Annotated in this window: 21 protein-coding genes; all 21 read left to right on the plus strand. The window is 29.4% G+C overall.

Features of this window, described 5'->3' with window-relative positions:
• Positions 1-299: 299 nt before the first annotated feature.
• The 21 genes from FVE74_RS01560 to FVE74_RS01645 all read left to right on the plus strand — a co-directional run bounded on the left by FVE74_RS01560 (position 300) and on the right by FVE74_RS01645 (position 14,021).
• The gene (locus FVE74_RS01560; RefSeq protein WP_147002891.1) at positions 300-1,061 is read left to right on the plus strand and encodes a helix-turn-helix domain-containing protein; all 762 of its coding nucleotides are present in this window, start codon (positions 300-302) and stop codon (positions 1,059-1,061) included.
• A complete protein-coding gene (locus FVE74_RS01565; protein WP_232053990.1) occupies positions 949-1,713 on the plus strand; it encodes an ATP-binding protein in 765 nt (254 codons plus the stop codon). Before FVE74_RS01560 ends, FVE74_RS01565 begins: the two co-directional genes overlap by 113 nt.
• A gap of 8 nt (positions 1,714-1,721) precedes the next feature.
• The gene (locus FVE74_RS01570; RefSeq protein ID WP_147002892.1) at positions 1,722-1,928 is read left to right on the plus strand and encodes a hypothetical protein; all 207 of its coding nucleotides are present in this window, start codon (positions 1,722-1,724) and stop codon (positions 1,926-1,928) included.
• Positions 1,929-1,949: 21 nt separating this feature from the next.
• Positions 1,950-2,327: a hypothetical protein gene (locus FVE74_RS01575; protein ID WP_147002893.1), complete on the plus strand. Its 378-nt coding sequence runs from the start codon at positions 1,950-1,952 to the stop codon at positions 2,325-2,327.
• Between the two features lie 3 nt (positions 2,328-2,330).
• The gene (locus tag FVE74_RS01580) at positions 2,331-2,687 is read left to right on the plus strand and encodes a RusA family crossover junction endodeoxyribonuclease (protein ID WP_147002894.1); all 357 of its coding nucleotides are present in this window, start codon (positions 2,331-2,333) and stop codon (positions 2,685-2,687) included.
• Complete coding sequence (locus FVE74_RS01585; protein ID WP_147002895.1) at positions 2,688-3,185, plus strand: dUTP diphosphatase; 498 nt, start codon at positions 2,688-2,690, stop codon at positions 3,183-3,185. It begins immediately after the preceding gene.
• The gene (locus tag FVE74_RS01590) at positions 3,185-3,952 is read left to right on the plus strand and encodes a phage antirepressor KilAC domain-containing protein (RefSeq protein ID WP_147002896.1); all 768 of its coding nucleotides are present in this window, start codon (positions 3,185-3,187) and stop codon (positions 3,950-3,952) included. Before FVE74_RS01585 ends, FVE74_RS01590 begins: the two co-directional genes overlap by 1 nt.
• Positions 3,953-4,060: 108 nt before the next feature.
• Positions 4,061-5,302, plus strand: a complete 1,242-nt coding sequence (locus tag FVE74_RS01595; protein WP_147002897.1) for a Fic family protein — start codon at positions 4,061-4,063, stop codon at positions 5,300-5,302.
• A 57-nt stretch (positions 5,303-5,359) separates the two neighbouring features.
• Positions 5,360-5,536: a hypothetical protein gene (locus FVE74_RS11460; protein ID WP_172617425.1), complete on the plus strand. Its 177-nt coding sequence runs from the start codon at positions 5,360-5,362 to the stop codon at positions 5,534-5,536.
• Entirely contained in the window at positions 5,503-6,219 is a 717-nt protein-coding gene (locus FVE74_RS01600) for a putative HNHc nuclease (protein WP_147002898.1), read from the plus strand. Before FVE74_RS11460 ends, FVE74_RS01600 begins: the two co-directional genes overlap by 34 nt.
• A gap of 1 nt (position 6,220) precedes the next feature.
• Complete coding sequence (locus FVE74_RS01605) at positions 6,221-6,424, plus strand: hypothetical protein (RefSeq protein ID WP_147002899.1); 204 nt, start codon at positions 6,221-6,223, stop codon at positions 6,422-6,424.
• Positions 6,425-6,537: 113 nt separating this feature from the next.
• Complete coding sequence (locus FVE74_RS01610) at positions 6,538-6,732, plus strand: hypothetical protein (RefSeq protein ID WP_147002900.1); 195 nt, start codon at positions 6,538-6,540, stop codon at positions 6,730-6,732.
• A 40-nt stretch (positions 6,733-6,772) separates the two neighbouring features.
• On the plus strand, positions 6,773-6,907 hold the full coding sequence (locus FVE74_RS12090) for a hypothetical protein (protein ID WP_269473154.1): 135 nt from the start codon (positions 6,773-6,775) through the stop codon (positions 6,905-6,907).
• Between the two features lie 12 nt (positions 6,908-6,919).
• On the plus strand, positions 6,920-7,066 hold the full coding sequence (locus tag FVE74_RS11465) for a hypothetical protein (protein ID WP_018450301.1): 147 nt from the start codon (positions 6,920-6,922) through the stop codon (positions 7,064-7,066).
• Between the two features lie 24 nt (positions 7,067-7,090).
• Positions 7,091-7,321 carry a hypothetical protein gene (locus tag FVE74_RS01615; RefSeq protein ID WP_147002901.1) on the plus strand — a complete coding sequence of 77 codons (231 nt, stop codon included), beginning with the start codon at positions 7,091-7,093 and terminating at the stop codon, positions 7,319-7,321.
• Between the two features lie 137 nt (positions 7,322-7,458).
• Positions 7,459-8,241 carry a toll/interleukin-1 receptor domain-containing protein gene (locus FVE74_RS01620; RefSeq protein ID WP_147002902.1) on the plus strand — a complete coding sequence of 261 codons (783 nt, stop codon included), beginning with the start codon at positions 7,459-7,461 and terminating at the stop codon, positions 8,239-8,241.
• A gap of 77 nt (positions 8,242-8,318) precedes the next feature.
• Positions 8,319-8,846: a sigma-70 family RNA polymerase sigma factor gene (locus FVE74_RS01625; protein ID WP_147002903.1), complete on the plus strand. Its 528-nt coding sequence runs from the start codon at positions 8,319-8,321 to the stop codon at positions 8,844-8,846.
• Between the two features lie 159 nt (positions 8,847-9,005).
• Positions 9,006-9,407, plus strand: coding sequence for a terminase small subunit (locus tag FVE74_RS01630; protein ID WP_147002904.1), 402 nt, complete (start codon positions 9,006-9,008; stop codon positions 9,405-9,407).
• Positions 9,400-10,851 carry a phage terminase large subunit gene (gene terL, locus FVE74_RS01635; protein WP_147002905.1) on the plus strand — a complete coding sequence of 484 codons (1,452 nt, stop codon included), beginning with the start codon at positions 9,400-9,402 and terminating at the stop codon, positions 10,849-10,851. The genes FVE74_RS01630 and terL overlap by 8 nt, the downstream gene beginning before the upstream one ends.
• A gap of 12 nt (positions 10,852-10,863) precedes the next feature.
• Positions 10,864-13,827: a phage portal protein family protein gene (locus FVE74_RS01640; RefSeq protein ID WP_147002906.1), complete on the plus strand. Its 2,964-nt coding sequence runs from the start codon at positions 10,864-10,866 to the stop codon at positions 13,825-13,827.
• On the plus strand, positions 13,806-14,021 hold the full coding sequence (locus tag FVE74_RS01645) for a hypothetical protein (RefSeq protein ID WP_147002907.1): 216 nt from the start codon (positions 13,806-13,808) through the stop codon (positions 14,019-14,021). Before FVE74_RS01640 ends, FVE74_RS01645 begins: the two co-directional genes overlap by 22 nt.
• The last annotated feature ends 48 nt before the right edge of the window (positions 14,022-14,069 follow it).

Genomic DNA, 14,069 nt, shown 5'->3' on the forward strand with positions numbered 1-14,069 from the left:
GGGTAGAGGAGTAGAGGTGAAATTCATGTCCTATCTATTCAAGCAGTAATAAATAATTACAAAAAGAATAAATATCGCAATGAAATCTACCATCTCACTACCTCCTTATTCAAAATATTGCGAGCCGATGAAACTCGCATAGAATAATTATAACAAAAAAGACTGGAAAAATCCAGCCCAATTTGCCATCGTTTTATTTAATATCTTGAATAAGTTCCCTTAGGGGTTACCCCAGAGTGATTGTATTATATCACAAATTATAGAAAAATCAAAATAAAAAATAAAGGAACGTGATGAAAATGGAAAAACCTAACTATTTTGGTATATTGCCAGCTAACGTAAGGTATGATAAGAATTTAAAACCTATGGAAAAGATTTTATATACAGAAATTTCTTCTTTGACAAATAAAGACGGATATTGTTATGCAACAAATTCTTATTTTTCTAGATTATACGAAGTACATAAAAATACTGTTGGAACTTGGATTAATAATTTAGAAAAACAAGGTTATATAAAGACGGTTTTGATTTACAAAAAAGGTACTAAAGAGATTATTGAAAGACGTATTTATATAAATCAAAAAATTGATATTCCTATCAATGAAAAAGTTGATACCTATCAACAAAAAGATTTAGAGCCTATCAATGAAAAGGTTGATACCCCTATCAATGAAAACATTGAGGAGAATAATACAAGTATTAATAATAAAATTAATAATATATATTTATATAAGGGCAGTGAATTTGAAAAAGCATTTTCAGATTTTAAAATTATGAGAGTTGATAAAAAAGAACCTTTATCAAAACCAGCAGAGGATTTAATTCTTATGAAATTATATAAATTGGCAGGGGATAATGAGCAGTTGGCAATAGAAATATTAAATAAATCAACTATAAACAGCTGGAAAGATATTTTTCCGATAGATAAAAAGCAAGGAGGAAATAAAAATGGAAACACAGGAAATAAGAGAAGCTATACAAGAAATACTGAGAAAAAGGGGTTTGACAAGCACAATGATTATAAGCCAGACTACTCAAAGGGATTCGATGACTGGAATTAGTGCTCCAAGTGTATCAGCTAGTATTTTTAAAGAGCAAGAAATTGAAAAATATATGGGTTTATCAAAATTAACGGAACAGGATTGGCATAAAAGATTTGAAAATGCAGAAGTTAAAACATCTGAGGAAACTGAATATAAAAAGTCGTTTGAGAAATATTGCAAAAACTTTGAAATAATCAAACAAAAAGGGCTTGGAATATTAATGAGCGGTAATCCTGGAACTGGCAAAACTTATTATACAACTTGCATAATGAATGTTTTGAATCAAAAATATCTTGTTTACAAGACAACTTTATCCGATTTGCTAGAAGAAATCAGAAAAAGCTATAAAAGTTTTGAAAATGAGAATGATGATTTTTTATTCAGCAGATTGTCAAAAGCAGAATTAATAATTTTTGATGACCTGGGAAATGAATTTTTAAGTGACTGGGGAAAAGAAAAAATGTTTATGATCCTGAATTTTATTTATGAGAACAATAAGCCGCTAATAATAAACACAAATTTAGATGCTAAGCAATTATCAAGCTTTTTCAACATAAACGGCAGCGATAAATTATTGGACAGAATCCGAAGCAAATGCAAAACTTATATTTTTAACTGGGAAAGCCGAAGAAAAGATTTATATAAAAAAGATTTTGAGGAATTGTATTAGGAGGATAAATGCAAAATTTAAAAAGAGAAAAAGACAGGCTAAGCGTCGAGAACGACAGTTTAAGAGAAGTGAATAAGATACTAAACAGGAAAATGACAGAAATAGCAGAAGAAATAAAAGTAAATGGAACACAGATTGATGAAAACAGGAAAGAGATTGAACGGATTGATAAGATTTTGAAAATTAAGATGAAAAAAAATAAACAAAGTATATAAAATCAGGAGGAAATAAAAAAAATGATAAACGAAAAAATATTTAAAATAGTAAAACAATCAATGTTAAGTGACAGAAATATCACAACAGGAATAATAAAGGAGCAAAAGATAACAGAAAAATTTATTCAGATTATTGTTTCCGAACACGGAGATACAATTACGATAAAAAGGGAAACTAAAGAAAATCTGAGAACTTTTTGGAATATATCGGTAGTATCGGATTACAATTTTAAAGAATATATTGAAAAATATAGCATAACTTTTACAGAGTTCAGAAGAAAAATGGAAGAAATTATCGAAAAGAATGATGTCGAAGATAAAGATGTGTACGATATTGTTGGGGAAGCACTAAAAAATATTTCTGAAAGAAAATTAGTATCAAACGGCAAAAAGGAGTAAACGATGTATAAATTTACAATACCATTAAAGGCTTTGAGTTGGAACTCTGCCTACAAAATCGCTAGAAACAAAATGATATTAAGTGACAACGGAAGAAAATTTAAAGAGTACTGTTCTGAATTTTTAAAGGAACAGCACACAGAAGATAAGTTGCTGGAAAAAGATTTGAAAGTAAAAATAATTTTCCAGTATAAAGAAAATCGTAAAAAAATAGATGTTGATAACGGATTCAAGCTATTAATTGACAGCATGAAAGGGATAATTTTTAAAGATGACTGCCAAATCTATGATTTACGAGGGATAAAAGAAATTGGGATGTTAAGAGATGAAATACAGATTTTTATTGAGGAGTTGAAATAGATGGAAGCATTGAAAAAGTTTGATATGGATGAACTACTAAAAAGACAAGCGATGTTGGATAAGAAATTTGATGAAAAGAAAACTTTAAGGGAAAGAACACAAATAAGAACGTTTGTCGCTTTTATTGCTGAATTAGGAGAACTAACTCAAGAACTCAAAAGTGAATGGAATTATTGGAAAAATAACACAGAAAAAATAAATAAAAGAAAAGTTTTGGAAGAGCTATCGGATTGTCTTCATTTTTACTTGAGTTTTATCAATCAAAGTATATTTAGGAATCCAGGAAACGAAAGTGTCAAGTATCACAAAAGGTATATCGAAAATCTAGAAGTAGCTTTAATATTTTTGTCAAAATTTTCAGGGGAAAAAGAAAATAAAATAATAGCAGCAATGCTAATCATAGCTGAATATGTAGGAGCAACAGAAGATGAGTTTTTACAAGTTCATCACGAGAAATGGCTTAAAAATATGAGGGAGAGAACTAAGGAGGAATATTAATGAATGAATTGATAACAATAGAAAAAGTAAGAGGGTATGTTGGAGAAAATGGAACAATATTTTTAAATTTAGAAGATGTTGCAAGAGGATTAGGATTTGTTGAAAATTCTAAAAGTGGAAATATAACAGTTAGATGGAGAACTGTTAGAGATTATTTGAAAGAATTTAAAGTCATCGCAGAAAGTTGCGATGGAAAAGGAAGTGAAAAATTACCTGAATTTATACCTGAAAATATCTTTTATAAATTATGTATGAAAGCAAATAATCAACTTGCTAGAGATTTTCAGGATAAAGTTGCTGATGAAATTTTACCAGCAATAAGAAAAACAAAAATGTATGCAACAGAAGAACTTTTGAATAATCCTGATTTAGCTATTCAGGCTTTTATGAAACTTAAAAAAGAAATGGAAAAAAGAAAAGAGTTGGAAAATACAATTGCAAAGCAACAACCAAAAATAGAGTTTTACGATGCAGTGGCAGGAAGTGATACAACAGCAGATATGAAAACAGTAGCAAATGTATTAAATTTTAAAGGTGTAGGCAGAAACAACTTATTTGAAATTTTGAGAAATGAAAGTATTTTACAAAACGATAACAGACCGTATCAAAAATATATAGACGCTGGCTGGTTCAAAATGATAGAAAGCAAATGGAACAACCAAAAGACAGGAGATGTTGAAATTAATTTTAAAACAGTTGTATATCAAAAAGGGATTGAGAAAATATCAAATATACTGAAAAAATTAGGATATACAAAAGTAAGTTAGAAAAATGAAGGACAATGACAATTAAATAATGACTGTGAAAAATATGATAAAAAAAACTTTACTTTATAATATAAAAATGATACTATTTATACAATAGGAGTGAGAAAAATGAATAAGAAGTATGAAAATTTAGAAAAAATATATTATAAAGGGAAAAATATTGATAAAGAATATGAAAAAAGAACAAAAAGCAGTTCAACTATTGTTACAGATTTAATGATTTATTCTGAATACAAAAAACAGCAAGTGCCATTATTTTTTAAAGTTTTACCAAAACACTTTAAATTACAGGAAGAAATAGGTAAAAAAAGTAAAAAGATAGAATTAAAATTTCAGAAATTGACGACTTTAATGGCGGATTATACGGTAAATAAGTTGTTTGTAAATGAAATTCTTTATACAAATAAAGTTGAGGGGATTCATTCTAGCAAGAAAGCTATTTATTCAGAATTGCAAAATAAAAAGAATGAAAAAAAATATAATAAAAAAGAAAAATTGGTAGGAATTGTTAAAAAATATGAAAATATCTTAAAAAATAAAGAAGAAAAAATTGAAAATAAGGAAGACTTCAGAAAAATATACGATAAGTTATTTATCGACTTTTTAGATAACGATAACTATAAATTAGATGGAGAAATTTTTAGAAAAGACGGTGTTGATGTAAAAAATGACACAATGGAAGTTATTCATCGTGGAATTTTGGGAGAAGAAAATATACAAAAAGAAGTCGAAAAAGTAATAAAGTTTTTAAATAATGAAGAAATTCCATCATTAATAAAAATTTCAATAATACATTTTTTTGTTGAATATATTCATCCGTTCTATGATGGGAATGGCCGTTTTGGAAGATACTTATTATCAATGAATTTAGCTAAATACGTAGGAAAGTACACAGCTTTATCAATTTCATATATAATTGCACAAAACAAAATGAAGTATTATAAATCATTTAAAGAAGTCGAAAGTAAATATAATTTAGGAGAGATAACTTTTTTTGTTGAAAATATTTTGGAAAATATAATCGAAGGGCAAAATTCAATTTTGGAGTTAGTAGAAAAAACAATTGAAAAAGCAGAGTACATGAATAAAATTTGTAAAGAGATAGAAGAAGAAAGAAAAGATTTGAAAGAAATAGAAATACAAATACTGTATATCTATATTCAAGATTATCTATTCAACGGATTCGAAAAAATAAAAAATAAAGATATAGCAAAAATACCAAACTTGAACAAAACCCAACAAACGATAAACAAATATACAAAAAAATTAGAAGAAAAAGGATTTGTAAAAAAAGTTTCTGAACGACCTTTAAGATATGAAATAGAAAATCGGTTAGCAGAAAAATTTTAAAAATAAAAAATAAATTCACAGTTATTAATTTAGCTGTGATTTTTTTATGGAGGGAAAATGGATGAGAATGCATTGGAAAGAATAAAAATCAGATTATTAAGTGGAATTGAAATAAACGATAGCGATTTCAACTTTATGAAGTTGAACGCTAATCTGTTTAAGAATATTAAATTTAAAAAGAAAAGAAAGGCTAAAAAGAAATGGCAAATGCTGAAATCTCGAATCAGGAAATAATAATAACATTGCCTGTGGAAAAAGTTTATCCAGAAATAAAAGAGAAATTAGAGGAACGCTTAAATCATTATCCAATCAAGGTTATTCCTGTGAAGAAATTATCACAAGCACAAAATGGACTTATACACGTGTTATTAAAGCAGTTTGGAGACGAGATTGGATATACTTTAATAGAGATTAAGGAACTGATGAAAGAGCAGTTTGCAATAGCGACAGATAGACTGGACTTTTCCACAGCAAAATGTGATATGGAAACGGCAAACGAATTCATTTCTTTCATCATAGAGCAGGCATTGGAACTTGGAATAAATTTATATATTCTAGGCAGGCACGATAAAAGATATAAACATATATTGGAAATTGACAATATAACACAAAGATATGTGATTGCTTGCTTGAGAAAAAGAGTTTGCTGTATCTGCGGAAAAGGGCATAATGAGTGCAGCACAATAGAACTGCATCATTGGAACTCGGTAGCAAACATAGGCGGATACGAAAATTGCGATGGGTTAAAAACACCATTTATGAGTTTGTGTGCTAAACATCATCAGGAATTTCACGCAACAGGCAAGGAAACATTTAAGAACAAATATTATATTGAAGGGGTGTGGTTAAATGTGGAACTTGTGAAAGAGTTGAAAAAGATTTACAAAAATCATTTTAAGGCGTTTAAGGAGAAATAAAATGGCAGAATTAAAAGAAGGTATTTTGAAACTTTTAAAGAACTATGGAATGACCGACAACAAAGCAGAAGAATACTACAAAAAGCAGGTTAAAGAAATAAAGAAAGTTGTTGTAAAGGAACACGTGGAACAGTTAAAGCAGGAGTGTGTAGATGTGCTGGACGAAATAAATAGGACTGGGGAAATTCCTGGACTTGTATTTTAAAGTTCAGTCGCAGAAAGTCGTTTTGGCTGTAATAACAGCTCGAAATGTAGTATTTATAAGGAAAAATGACAGTCGTGAAAAGTCGTTTTATTAGAGAAAGGTTAGGAGGAGAAATGAAAATAGCAATATTGTTATTATTATTAGTACCAATTTTATTTTGGATTACATTTATTTGGTCAATATTTGAAAATGCAGTAGAAAGAATGAAGAATTATAATCTGCTCGGAATGTTAGCAAGTTTAGGTTTTGGGATACTTATGGCTTACGGATTGTATGAGTTTTTATTGAAAATAATAGATCCAGGATAAATTTATTGGTGTTAGAAAAAAAACGGAAACAGGAGAAAGTATGAAAAATAAGGATAGAATGCAGTTTAATTTAAAAAACTGGAGAAAATTAAATTGGAGTTTATGGAACAGGGAAGATGAAAATAAAGCAAGTTTTGAAAAAATATTGAATAAAGACAAGTATAAAAAGAAATAGGAGGATTTGAAAATGTCAAAAAAAATAATGAGGATAGTGTTTTGCTTTATAATTACATTTATAGGTGTTGTGCAAATTGAACAAACTAAAGATTTTTTAGATCTAGCTAAATTAGTTGTGAGTTTTGCATTTGGTATGTGGGTATCGAAATGGATTTAAAATAATTTGAGAAAGGGGATTAAAATGAAAAAATTATTATTAGCAGGACTTTTAACAACAACTATAAGTTGCAGTACATATTATGAAAAGTTTCAACAAGAGTGCAGGCAATATAAAGTTATAAAAAAGTTAAAATCTAAAACAAGTAAAAAGATATATCTGAAATTTGAAAATGGCATTATATATGAGGTATCGCCAATAATGAAGTATGAGGACATAGAAGAGAATCACAAGTTGAAGAAATGTGAATTTTAGAAAATAAATTTAAAAATTAGGACAATGACAGTTGAATATTTTTGGTTTTGAGGTATAATATTATTATAAAAATCTTAGGAGGAATTTATGGATAGTAGAATTTTAATTGAAAATCTAAATTTTTATGAGGTGATAATATGATATTTATAAGTCATAATCATAAAGATAAGAAAATTATTGAACCTTTTGCAAACCGTCTTTCTGATGTATATGGAAAAGATAATGTGTTTTATGATAGCTGGTCTATCCAACCTGGAGACGGTATAATTGATAAAATGAATAAAGGATTATCATCAATTAATTATTTTTTCTTTTTTGTGTCTGATAATAGTTTGAAAAGTGATATGGTTAAACTTGAATGGCAAAATGCTTTAATTACTTCATTAAGTGATGACATAAAATTTATTCCAGTCAGATTGGATCAAAGCGAAATGCCAGCAATATTAAAACAGATATTATATTTAGATGTTTTTTCAAATGGATTTGAAACTGTATTGAGACAGATGATTGATGTGATTGACGGGAATAATACTTATCATGGGGAAAAACGAACATACGAAAATGTAAATTCAAAAATCAAGGTATTAAATAAGAATGAAATTGAAATTGAAATTTTTGCAACTACATATATGGAACCAATTGGTAAATATATTATTTTGACATTAAATGAAGAAGAAGAATTAAAAGTAGAATGTCCTAAGGAAGCAATGTTTGGAAATGGTTTTTTAAAAGGGCTAGAAATAGAAAGAAATCTTGCGAAAGAAACAGTAAACGGCGTAATTATATCATTACATAGACCATTAACTCCTGGATTTCCGTTGAGAATAATAATTAAATCTGACACAGAAATAATTTTTAGAGGAATTATGAAAGCAATATCTGAAGAAAAAATTGTAGGTATTCCAACAGAAGTAATTTAAAAAGAATAAATATATAACGAAAGACCATTTTTGGTCTTTTTATTATTAACTTAAAATGGAAAGGAAAACAAAACTAAATGAACGAAAAAGATATAGACAGAATAGCAGATAAAATAATAGAAAGAATGAAAACTGACAAGGAAATAAAAACAGAAAAACAACTAACACCATTTCAAAAGACCGAAAAATTATTATCCGAATTATCGTTACTGAAAGGTGCTATTGATTCTAAAAATATGCTTATAGAGGATTTGAAGAAAGAGGGAATATCAATTCAGAAAAAGAAAACAGAAGTTAATGTGCAGGCTAGTAAAGTATATTTATCCGAACTGGAAAAGGTTGAAAACAAAATAGAGAAATTAGAGGAAGAGATTGCAAGAATAGAAAATGTGGTTAATATGGTTGAAAGAGCATTAGATACAATCAGGAATAATAAGTATTACGATATAATAGAAATGAAGTATTTCGATGAATTAACATTTGAGCATATATCTGAGAAATTAAATATAAGCGTTATAACTGCGAAAAGATATAAAAATAAAATGATTAGACAGTTGCAATTAGTTATATTTTCAGATGATGTAATAAAAAATATATTAAATTGAAAAATGATACTTTTTTGATATTGTATATAATTTTTAATATGTTATAATATGTGAAGATGTAAGAGTATGAGTTGAGTACTTGTTATTGAATCCTTGATTTTATATAAGCATAAGGCAGTTTAAAGGCTGTCTTTTTTTTTACAGAAGGAGGTGGTAGCATTGAAATTAAATGCAAGGCAGAAGTCTTTTTGCGAGTTTTATGTAGCTAGTGGAAATGCTACTGAATCCGCAATAAAGGCTGGGTATAAAGAAAAGTATGCAAGACAAAATGCACCAAAATTACTACAAAATACTACGTTATCAAAATACATAAAAGAATTACAGGAAAAAACAAAAACAAGCAGAATAATGACAGCGATTGAGAGACGAGAGTTTTTAACAGAAGTTATTAAAAATGGAAATGAAAAGGTACAGGATAGATTAAAGGCATTAGATATTTTAAATAAAATGGATGGTGAATATATTGAAAAAATGCAATTGTCTGGGCAAGTGAATACCAATCCGCTTTCAGGGCTTACTACTGAGGAGTTAAGAACATTAGCTGGTGGTAAGAATGGATAAAATGGAAATGATAAGGCTGGAAGCTGTTAAGGAATTATCTCGTAGAAATTTATTGGATTTTCTTATTTTCGACGGAAACGGAAGATATAAGAATGCAAGGCACATACAATTTTTGACGGATAAAGCACAGCAATTTGTAGAAGATGTCAAGGATGGCAAAAGTCCACGATTATTTGTTAGTATGCCGCCACGACATTCAAAATCTGAAACTATGACAAAGAAATATCCAGCTTGGGTAATTGGAAATAATCCTGATTTTGAAATTATAATCGCAAGTTACTCAATGGATTTAGCAAGGGACTTTGGGAAAATAGCTAGAGATACTTATAGAGAACACAGTAAAAGCGGGACAGGGATTTTTAACTCTATTATAGATAGAGATAAAAGTGCTGGGGATAACTGGGGAATTTTGGAACATAGAGGAGCAGTTGTAAGTACAGGAGTGGGTGGAAGTGCAACAGGTAAAGGAGCACATATTGCAATAATAGATGATCCGTTTAAAAACAGGGAAGACGCAAATAGCAGATTACAGCGTGATAAAGTTTGGGCTTGGTATCAATCAACTATTCGTACAAGGTTAGCACCTGGAGGTGGAATAATAATAATTCAGACTAGATGGCATGAAGATGATTTGGTTGGCAGAATAGTCAAGGAAATGGAAAATGGTACTGGGGAAACTTTTGAAAGTATTGTGTTGCCAGCCATAGCAGAAGAAAATGATATTCTCGGAAGAAAAGTAGGTGAGCCATTGTGGGAAGAACGATATGGAATTGATGAACTGGAAAATATAAAAAAGGCAATAGGAAGTCGTGAATTTTCAGCATTGTATCAGCAAAAGCCACAAGTTGAGGATGGTGGATTATTTAAGCGTCAATATTTCAAATATTTTGATGTAAAAAATGATTTTATTATAGCTGATAATAAAAATGTTAATATCAAAGACTGTTTTTATTTTCAAACGATAGATACAGCAATGAGTACACATAAAAACAATGATTTTACGGCAATAGCAACCTTTATTTGTGATAGGGAATGGAATTTATATTTAGTTGATTTAATGCTTGAAAGATTAGAAGTACCAGACCAATGGAATGTAATTAAGCAGTATAGGCATAAATATAATTTACGATTCCAATCAATAGAGAGTAAGAGCAGCGGTATAGGAATAATGCAACAGGCAAAACGTGAAGGTATGCCATTAAAAGAATTAAAGGCAGATACAGACAAAATGACTAGAGCATTAAACATTTCAGTTATGTTTGAAAATGGCAAAGTATTTTTTAACAAAAAGTTGGAAAAATTATTAGAACTTGAAGAACAGTTGTTAAAATTTCCGAATGCTGTACACGATGACGCTGTTGATGTATGCAGTTATGCTGGAATTGTTATAAATGATTTAATACAAAATTCAAAAAGGTATATTAGAAAATTTATAAGCGTGTAGAAAGGAGGAAACGTGAGTATCAGGGAAAATGTAGTAAGTGCATTAGTAAAAGAAATAATATCATTAGGTTCAATATCAAGTGGAGAACAGAACATTGATGATAAATTATTGGAACAGATGTTAAAGGATATGGATATTGCTCAGGCATTACAGCTTATGACACAGACAGTTACATCTAAAGAATGGAAAATTGAAACAGATGTACCAGAATATGTGGAAGTTGCTGAGAACATTCAACGACGTTTGAATAATCTTAATATATCAAAGTTATTGGAAAATATTTTGAGAGCCGAAATATATAAGAAGTCAATATTTGAAATAATATACGATAAGGATAGTTCAGGTAATACGATAATTAAAGATTTAATATTGTTGCCAAACAAATACATAAAGTATGATAAAGATAGTGGTTGGGTTGTTAAAACTCGTGATAGCGAAATTGCAATTGCGAGTGAACCTAGCCGTTTTTTAGTTTGCGTTAATGAAGAGCGGTTAGATAATTTGCAAGGGAGCACGGATTTGTTGCCACTTGTTCCTGTATTTACAGCTAAAGAAAGGCTGGAATCGAAATTAAATGCAATTATTGAAAAATATGGAGATATAATTACAGTATTTGCTTATGAGCCATCCGCGGAAACAGATCCACCAGAAGTTGTTAAGGCAAGACAAAAAGATGTGGAAGCACAGGCTAAGGATTTAAAGGCTGCAAAAGGTAAGGATGTGCTGGCTGTTCCAAGTGCTGGAGAAAAATCATTGGACGATTTTATAAAATTCATAAAACTGGACGATTTGAAGCCTGAAATTTACCAGGAACTGTTAAACGAAAAAGCGAAATCGGTGCAAAGATATTTACTTGGAAGTACGCTTGTTGTTGGAGTGGATGGAAATAGTGGAAACAGAGCATTGGGTGAAGTTCATAAGGAGCAACAGAATTATAAGATAGAATCCAAAGTTAAAAAAATTAGGGACTGGATTCAAAAGTTAATAGAGATAGATGCACGGCTTTATGGATATGATTCAGGGAACTTTTACTTTAAATTTGTGGAGGAAATAAATGAAACAGAAACTCTTGAACTGGAAGATAAAAGAACGAAAACTATATCAGAAAAAGTAAATTATATAGTGAAAATATCTGAAAGTGGTTATGCCTTTACAAAAACCAAAATAGCTGAGATATTAGGTGTCAAGGAAGCTGATTTAATAGAAGTTGAAAAAGAAAGTGGCAATTTAGAATTTTCCAAGCCTAAAAAAAAACTAAATATCAATAAAATAAATAAAAAGCGTGAACTGATAGAAAAGAATCAAGCACGATTTGATAAATTTATTGATAACAATTTTAAGAAATGGCAAAAAAATGTATTAAAAGCTATTCGTGAAAAGATAGAAAAGGCAAATGATATTTCTGATTTATATGATTTGGAGTTTGATTATGATAATACACTAGAAGATATGTTGTTAATATCAATGCTGCAAGGATTTGATAACGCTGTTATGATTGATAATAAAATTGTGGAATTTTCAAATACTAGAACTACAACAAGAAATGCAGCACTTGATAATTTCTTGAAAAAACATCCTGCTTTGTATAATGATATCGAGAACGAAATGGAGTATGCACGACAAAAATACTTTTGGATTAAAAAAGTCACAGATGTAAATGTTACTGAAAAGATTTTTAAACAAATGTCAAATACTCTTGAAAATGGTGGAACGTTTAAAGAGTGGAAAAAAGACGTGGATAACATTTTATCTCAGAGTGGGTTAACATTAAATGAGGGATATTTGAAAACAGTATTCAGAACTAACATGAATCACGCTTACAATGTGGGAATATATATGAAAATGGATAAATACAAGGAACGTTATCCATATTATCAATATTGTGGAACATTGGACGGCAGAGAACAGGAACATACAAGGGAGCTGAATGGAAAAATATTTAAGATAGGAACACCTGAAGCTGATAAATATTTTCCACCAAACGGATTTAACTGTAGGTGCTACACAGTATCTTTGACAGCGGATGAGGTAAATCCTGATGAAGTTGTAGGTAACGGAGATATTGACCAAGATGTAGGAAGTTTTGCTGGTAATATTGGAAATGATGAGTACATAGCAACGCTTGAAAAGAATTATAAACAAAAAGTAGATACATTTGCCGATAAATATGATATTCCTGATTTTGTACTTACTAAACCATTGAAAAAAGATGGCAACAGTAGTATAATTGATACAATAAAAACAGTAAAAGAAGCAAATAATTATGCTGAAAAAGTATTAGGAGTTAAAGCTGATTATACAGGTATTGATGTACGTTGTGCTAATGAGTGGAATCGTGGGCTTGCAGCTATGAAAAATAAATATCCAGAAGTTGCAGAGCAAATTAAATTCGTTGGAAGTATGCAAAAGAGAAATGAATTATTGAAAGCAGAATTAAAAAATTATGCTAAGAATAATAAATTGGCAAAAGGAACTAAAGAATTGCTTGATTATGTTTTAGGCAAATTGAATATAAAAAGTAATCGAACAGCGGAATCTTTTCATGTTACTAGATTAGGAAACAATCCAGATGAGAACGAAATTATAAAAATAGTAAACAAGTATGCTGGAATATCATTGAACTCAAACTATTATAATAATTATGATAATGTTATTGCTGAAAGAAAAAGACAAGTAACTAACGGATGGAAACCTGTTGGCTGTGATACGATGAAATCTATTTTTGATCATGAGTTTGGGCATCAAATTGATAAATTACTGGGTATTTCTAAATCCAAAGATGTAAAAGAATATTTTGAAACCAATAAAACAGTAATATCAAAAAATCTTTCCAAATATGCGACTGTAAAAGTTGAGGAGTTTATAGCTGAAGCATGGAGTGAATATAAAAATAATCCAAAACCACGAGAAATTTCAAGAAAAGTAGGTAGATTTATAGAAAGGTCGTGGAAAGAATGGCAAAAGAAAAATTTATAAAGGATTTGGAAGAGGCTTTAAAGAGAGCTGAAGAGCGAGGTTTTGAGCCAGAAGAAACTCAGGAAGAAAGAAATGCGAGATTTGATAAAATGACACCAAAAGAGAAAGCGGAAGCAATAATTGCTGAAGTATTTGAGTTTAGTGGTGAGGGATTTTTAACAGAGGAAGAAGAGAAAGAGTGCACATACGAATAATGATAAAAATTAATCACAGGAGATAAAATTTCTGTGATTTTTTTATGA

This window comes from Leptotrichia wadei (assembly GCF_007990445.1).
Classification (GTDB): domain Bacteria; phylum Fusobacteriota; class Fusobacteriia; order Fusobacteriales; family Leptotrichiaceae; genus Leptotrichia; species Leptotrichia wadei_A.

What these genes read in the sequence shown, in the direction of transcription:
- FVE74_RS01565 (WP_232053990.1), top strand. Translation starts at nt 949, where the DNA reads ATGGAAACACAGGAAATAAGAGAAGCTATACAAGAAATACTGAGAAAA.
- FVE74_RS01605 (WP_147002899.1), top strand. Translation starts at nt 6,221, where the DNA reads ATGGCAGAATTAAAAGAAGGTATTTTGAAACTTTTAAAGAACTATGGA.
- FVE74_RS01570 (WP_147002892.1), top strand. Translation starts at nt 1,722, where the DNA reads ATGCAAAATTTAAAAAGAGAAAAAGACAGGCTAAGCGTCGAGAACGAC.
- FVE74_RS12090 (WP_269473154.1), top strand. Translation starts at nt 6,773, where the DNA reads ATGAAAAATAAGGATAGAATGCAGTTTAATTTAAAAAACTGGAGAAAA.
- FVE74_RS01620 (WP_147002902.1), top strand. Translation starts at nt 7,459, where the DNA reads ATGATATTTATAAGTCATAATCATAAAGATAAGAAAATTATTGAACCT.
- FVE74_RS01560 (WP_147002891.1), top strand. Translation starts at nt 300, where the DNA reads ATGGAAAAACCTAACTATTTTGGTATATTGCCAGCTAACGTAAGGTAT.
- FVE74_RS01575 (WP_147002893.1), top strand. Translation starts at nt 1,950, where the DNA reads ATGATAAACGAAAAAATATTTAAAATAGTAAAACAATCAATGTTAAGT.
- FVE74_RS01595 (WP_147002897.1), top strand. Translation starts at nt 4,061, where the DNA reads ATGAATAAGAAGTATGAAAATTTAGAAAAAATATATTATAAAGGGAAA.
- FVE74_RS01585 (WP_147002895.1), top strand. Translation starts at nt 2,688, where the DNA reads ATGGAAGCATTGAAAAAGTTTGATATGGATGAACTACTAAAAAGACAA.
- FVE74_RS01580 (WP_147002894.1), top strand. Translation starts at nt 2,331, where the DNA reads ATGTATAAATTTACAATACCATTAAAGGCTTTGAGTTGGAACTCTGCC.
- FVE74_RS01645 (WP_147002907.1), top strand. Translation starts at nt 13,806, where the DNA reads ATGGCAAAAGAAAAATTTATAAAGGATTTGGAAGAGGCTTTAAAGAGA.
- FVE74_RS01610 (WP_147002900.1), top strand. Translation starts at nt 6,538, where the DNA reads ATGAAAATAGCAATATTGTTATTATTATTAGTACCAATTTTATTTTGG.
- FVE74_RS01600 (WP_147002898.1), top strand. Translation starts at nt 5,503, where the DNA reads ATGGCAAATGCTGAAATCTCGAATCAGGAAATAATAATAACATTGCCT.
- terL (WP_147002905.1), top strand. Translation starts at nt 9,400, where the DNA reads ATGGATAAAATGGAAATGATAAGGCTGGAAGCTGTTAAGGAATTATCT.
- FVE74_RS01615 (WP_147002901.1), top strand. Translation starts at nt 7,091, where the DNA reads ATGAAAAAATTATTATTAGCAGGACTTTTAACAACAACTATAAGTTGC.
- FVE74_RS11460 (WP_172617425.1), top strand. Translation starts at nt 5,360, where the DNA reads ATGGATGAGAATGCATTGGAAAGAATAAAAATCAGATTATTAAGTGGA.
- FVE74_RS01625 (WP_147002903.1), top strand. Translation starts at nt 8,319, where the DNA reads ATGAACGAAAAAGATATAGACAGAATAGCAGATAAAATAATAGAAAGA.
- FVE74_RS11465 (WP_018450301.1), top strand. Translation starts at nt 6,920, where the DNA reads ATGTCAAAAAAAATAATGAGGATAGTGTTTTGCTTTATAATTACATTT.
- FVE74_RS01590 (WP_147002896.1), top strand. Translation starts at nt 3,185, where the DNA reads ATGAATGAATTGATAACAATAGAAAAAGTAAGAGGGTATGTTGGAGAA.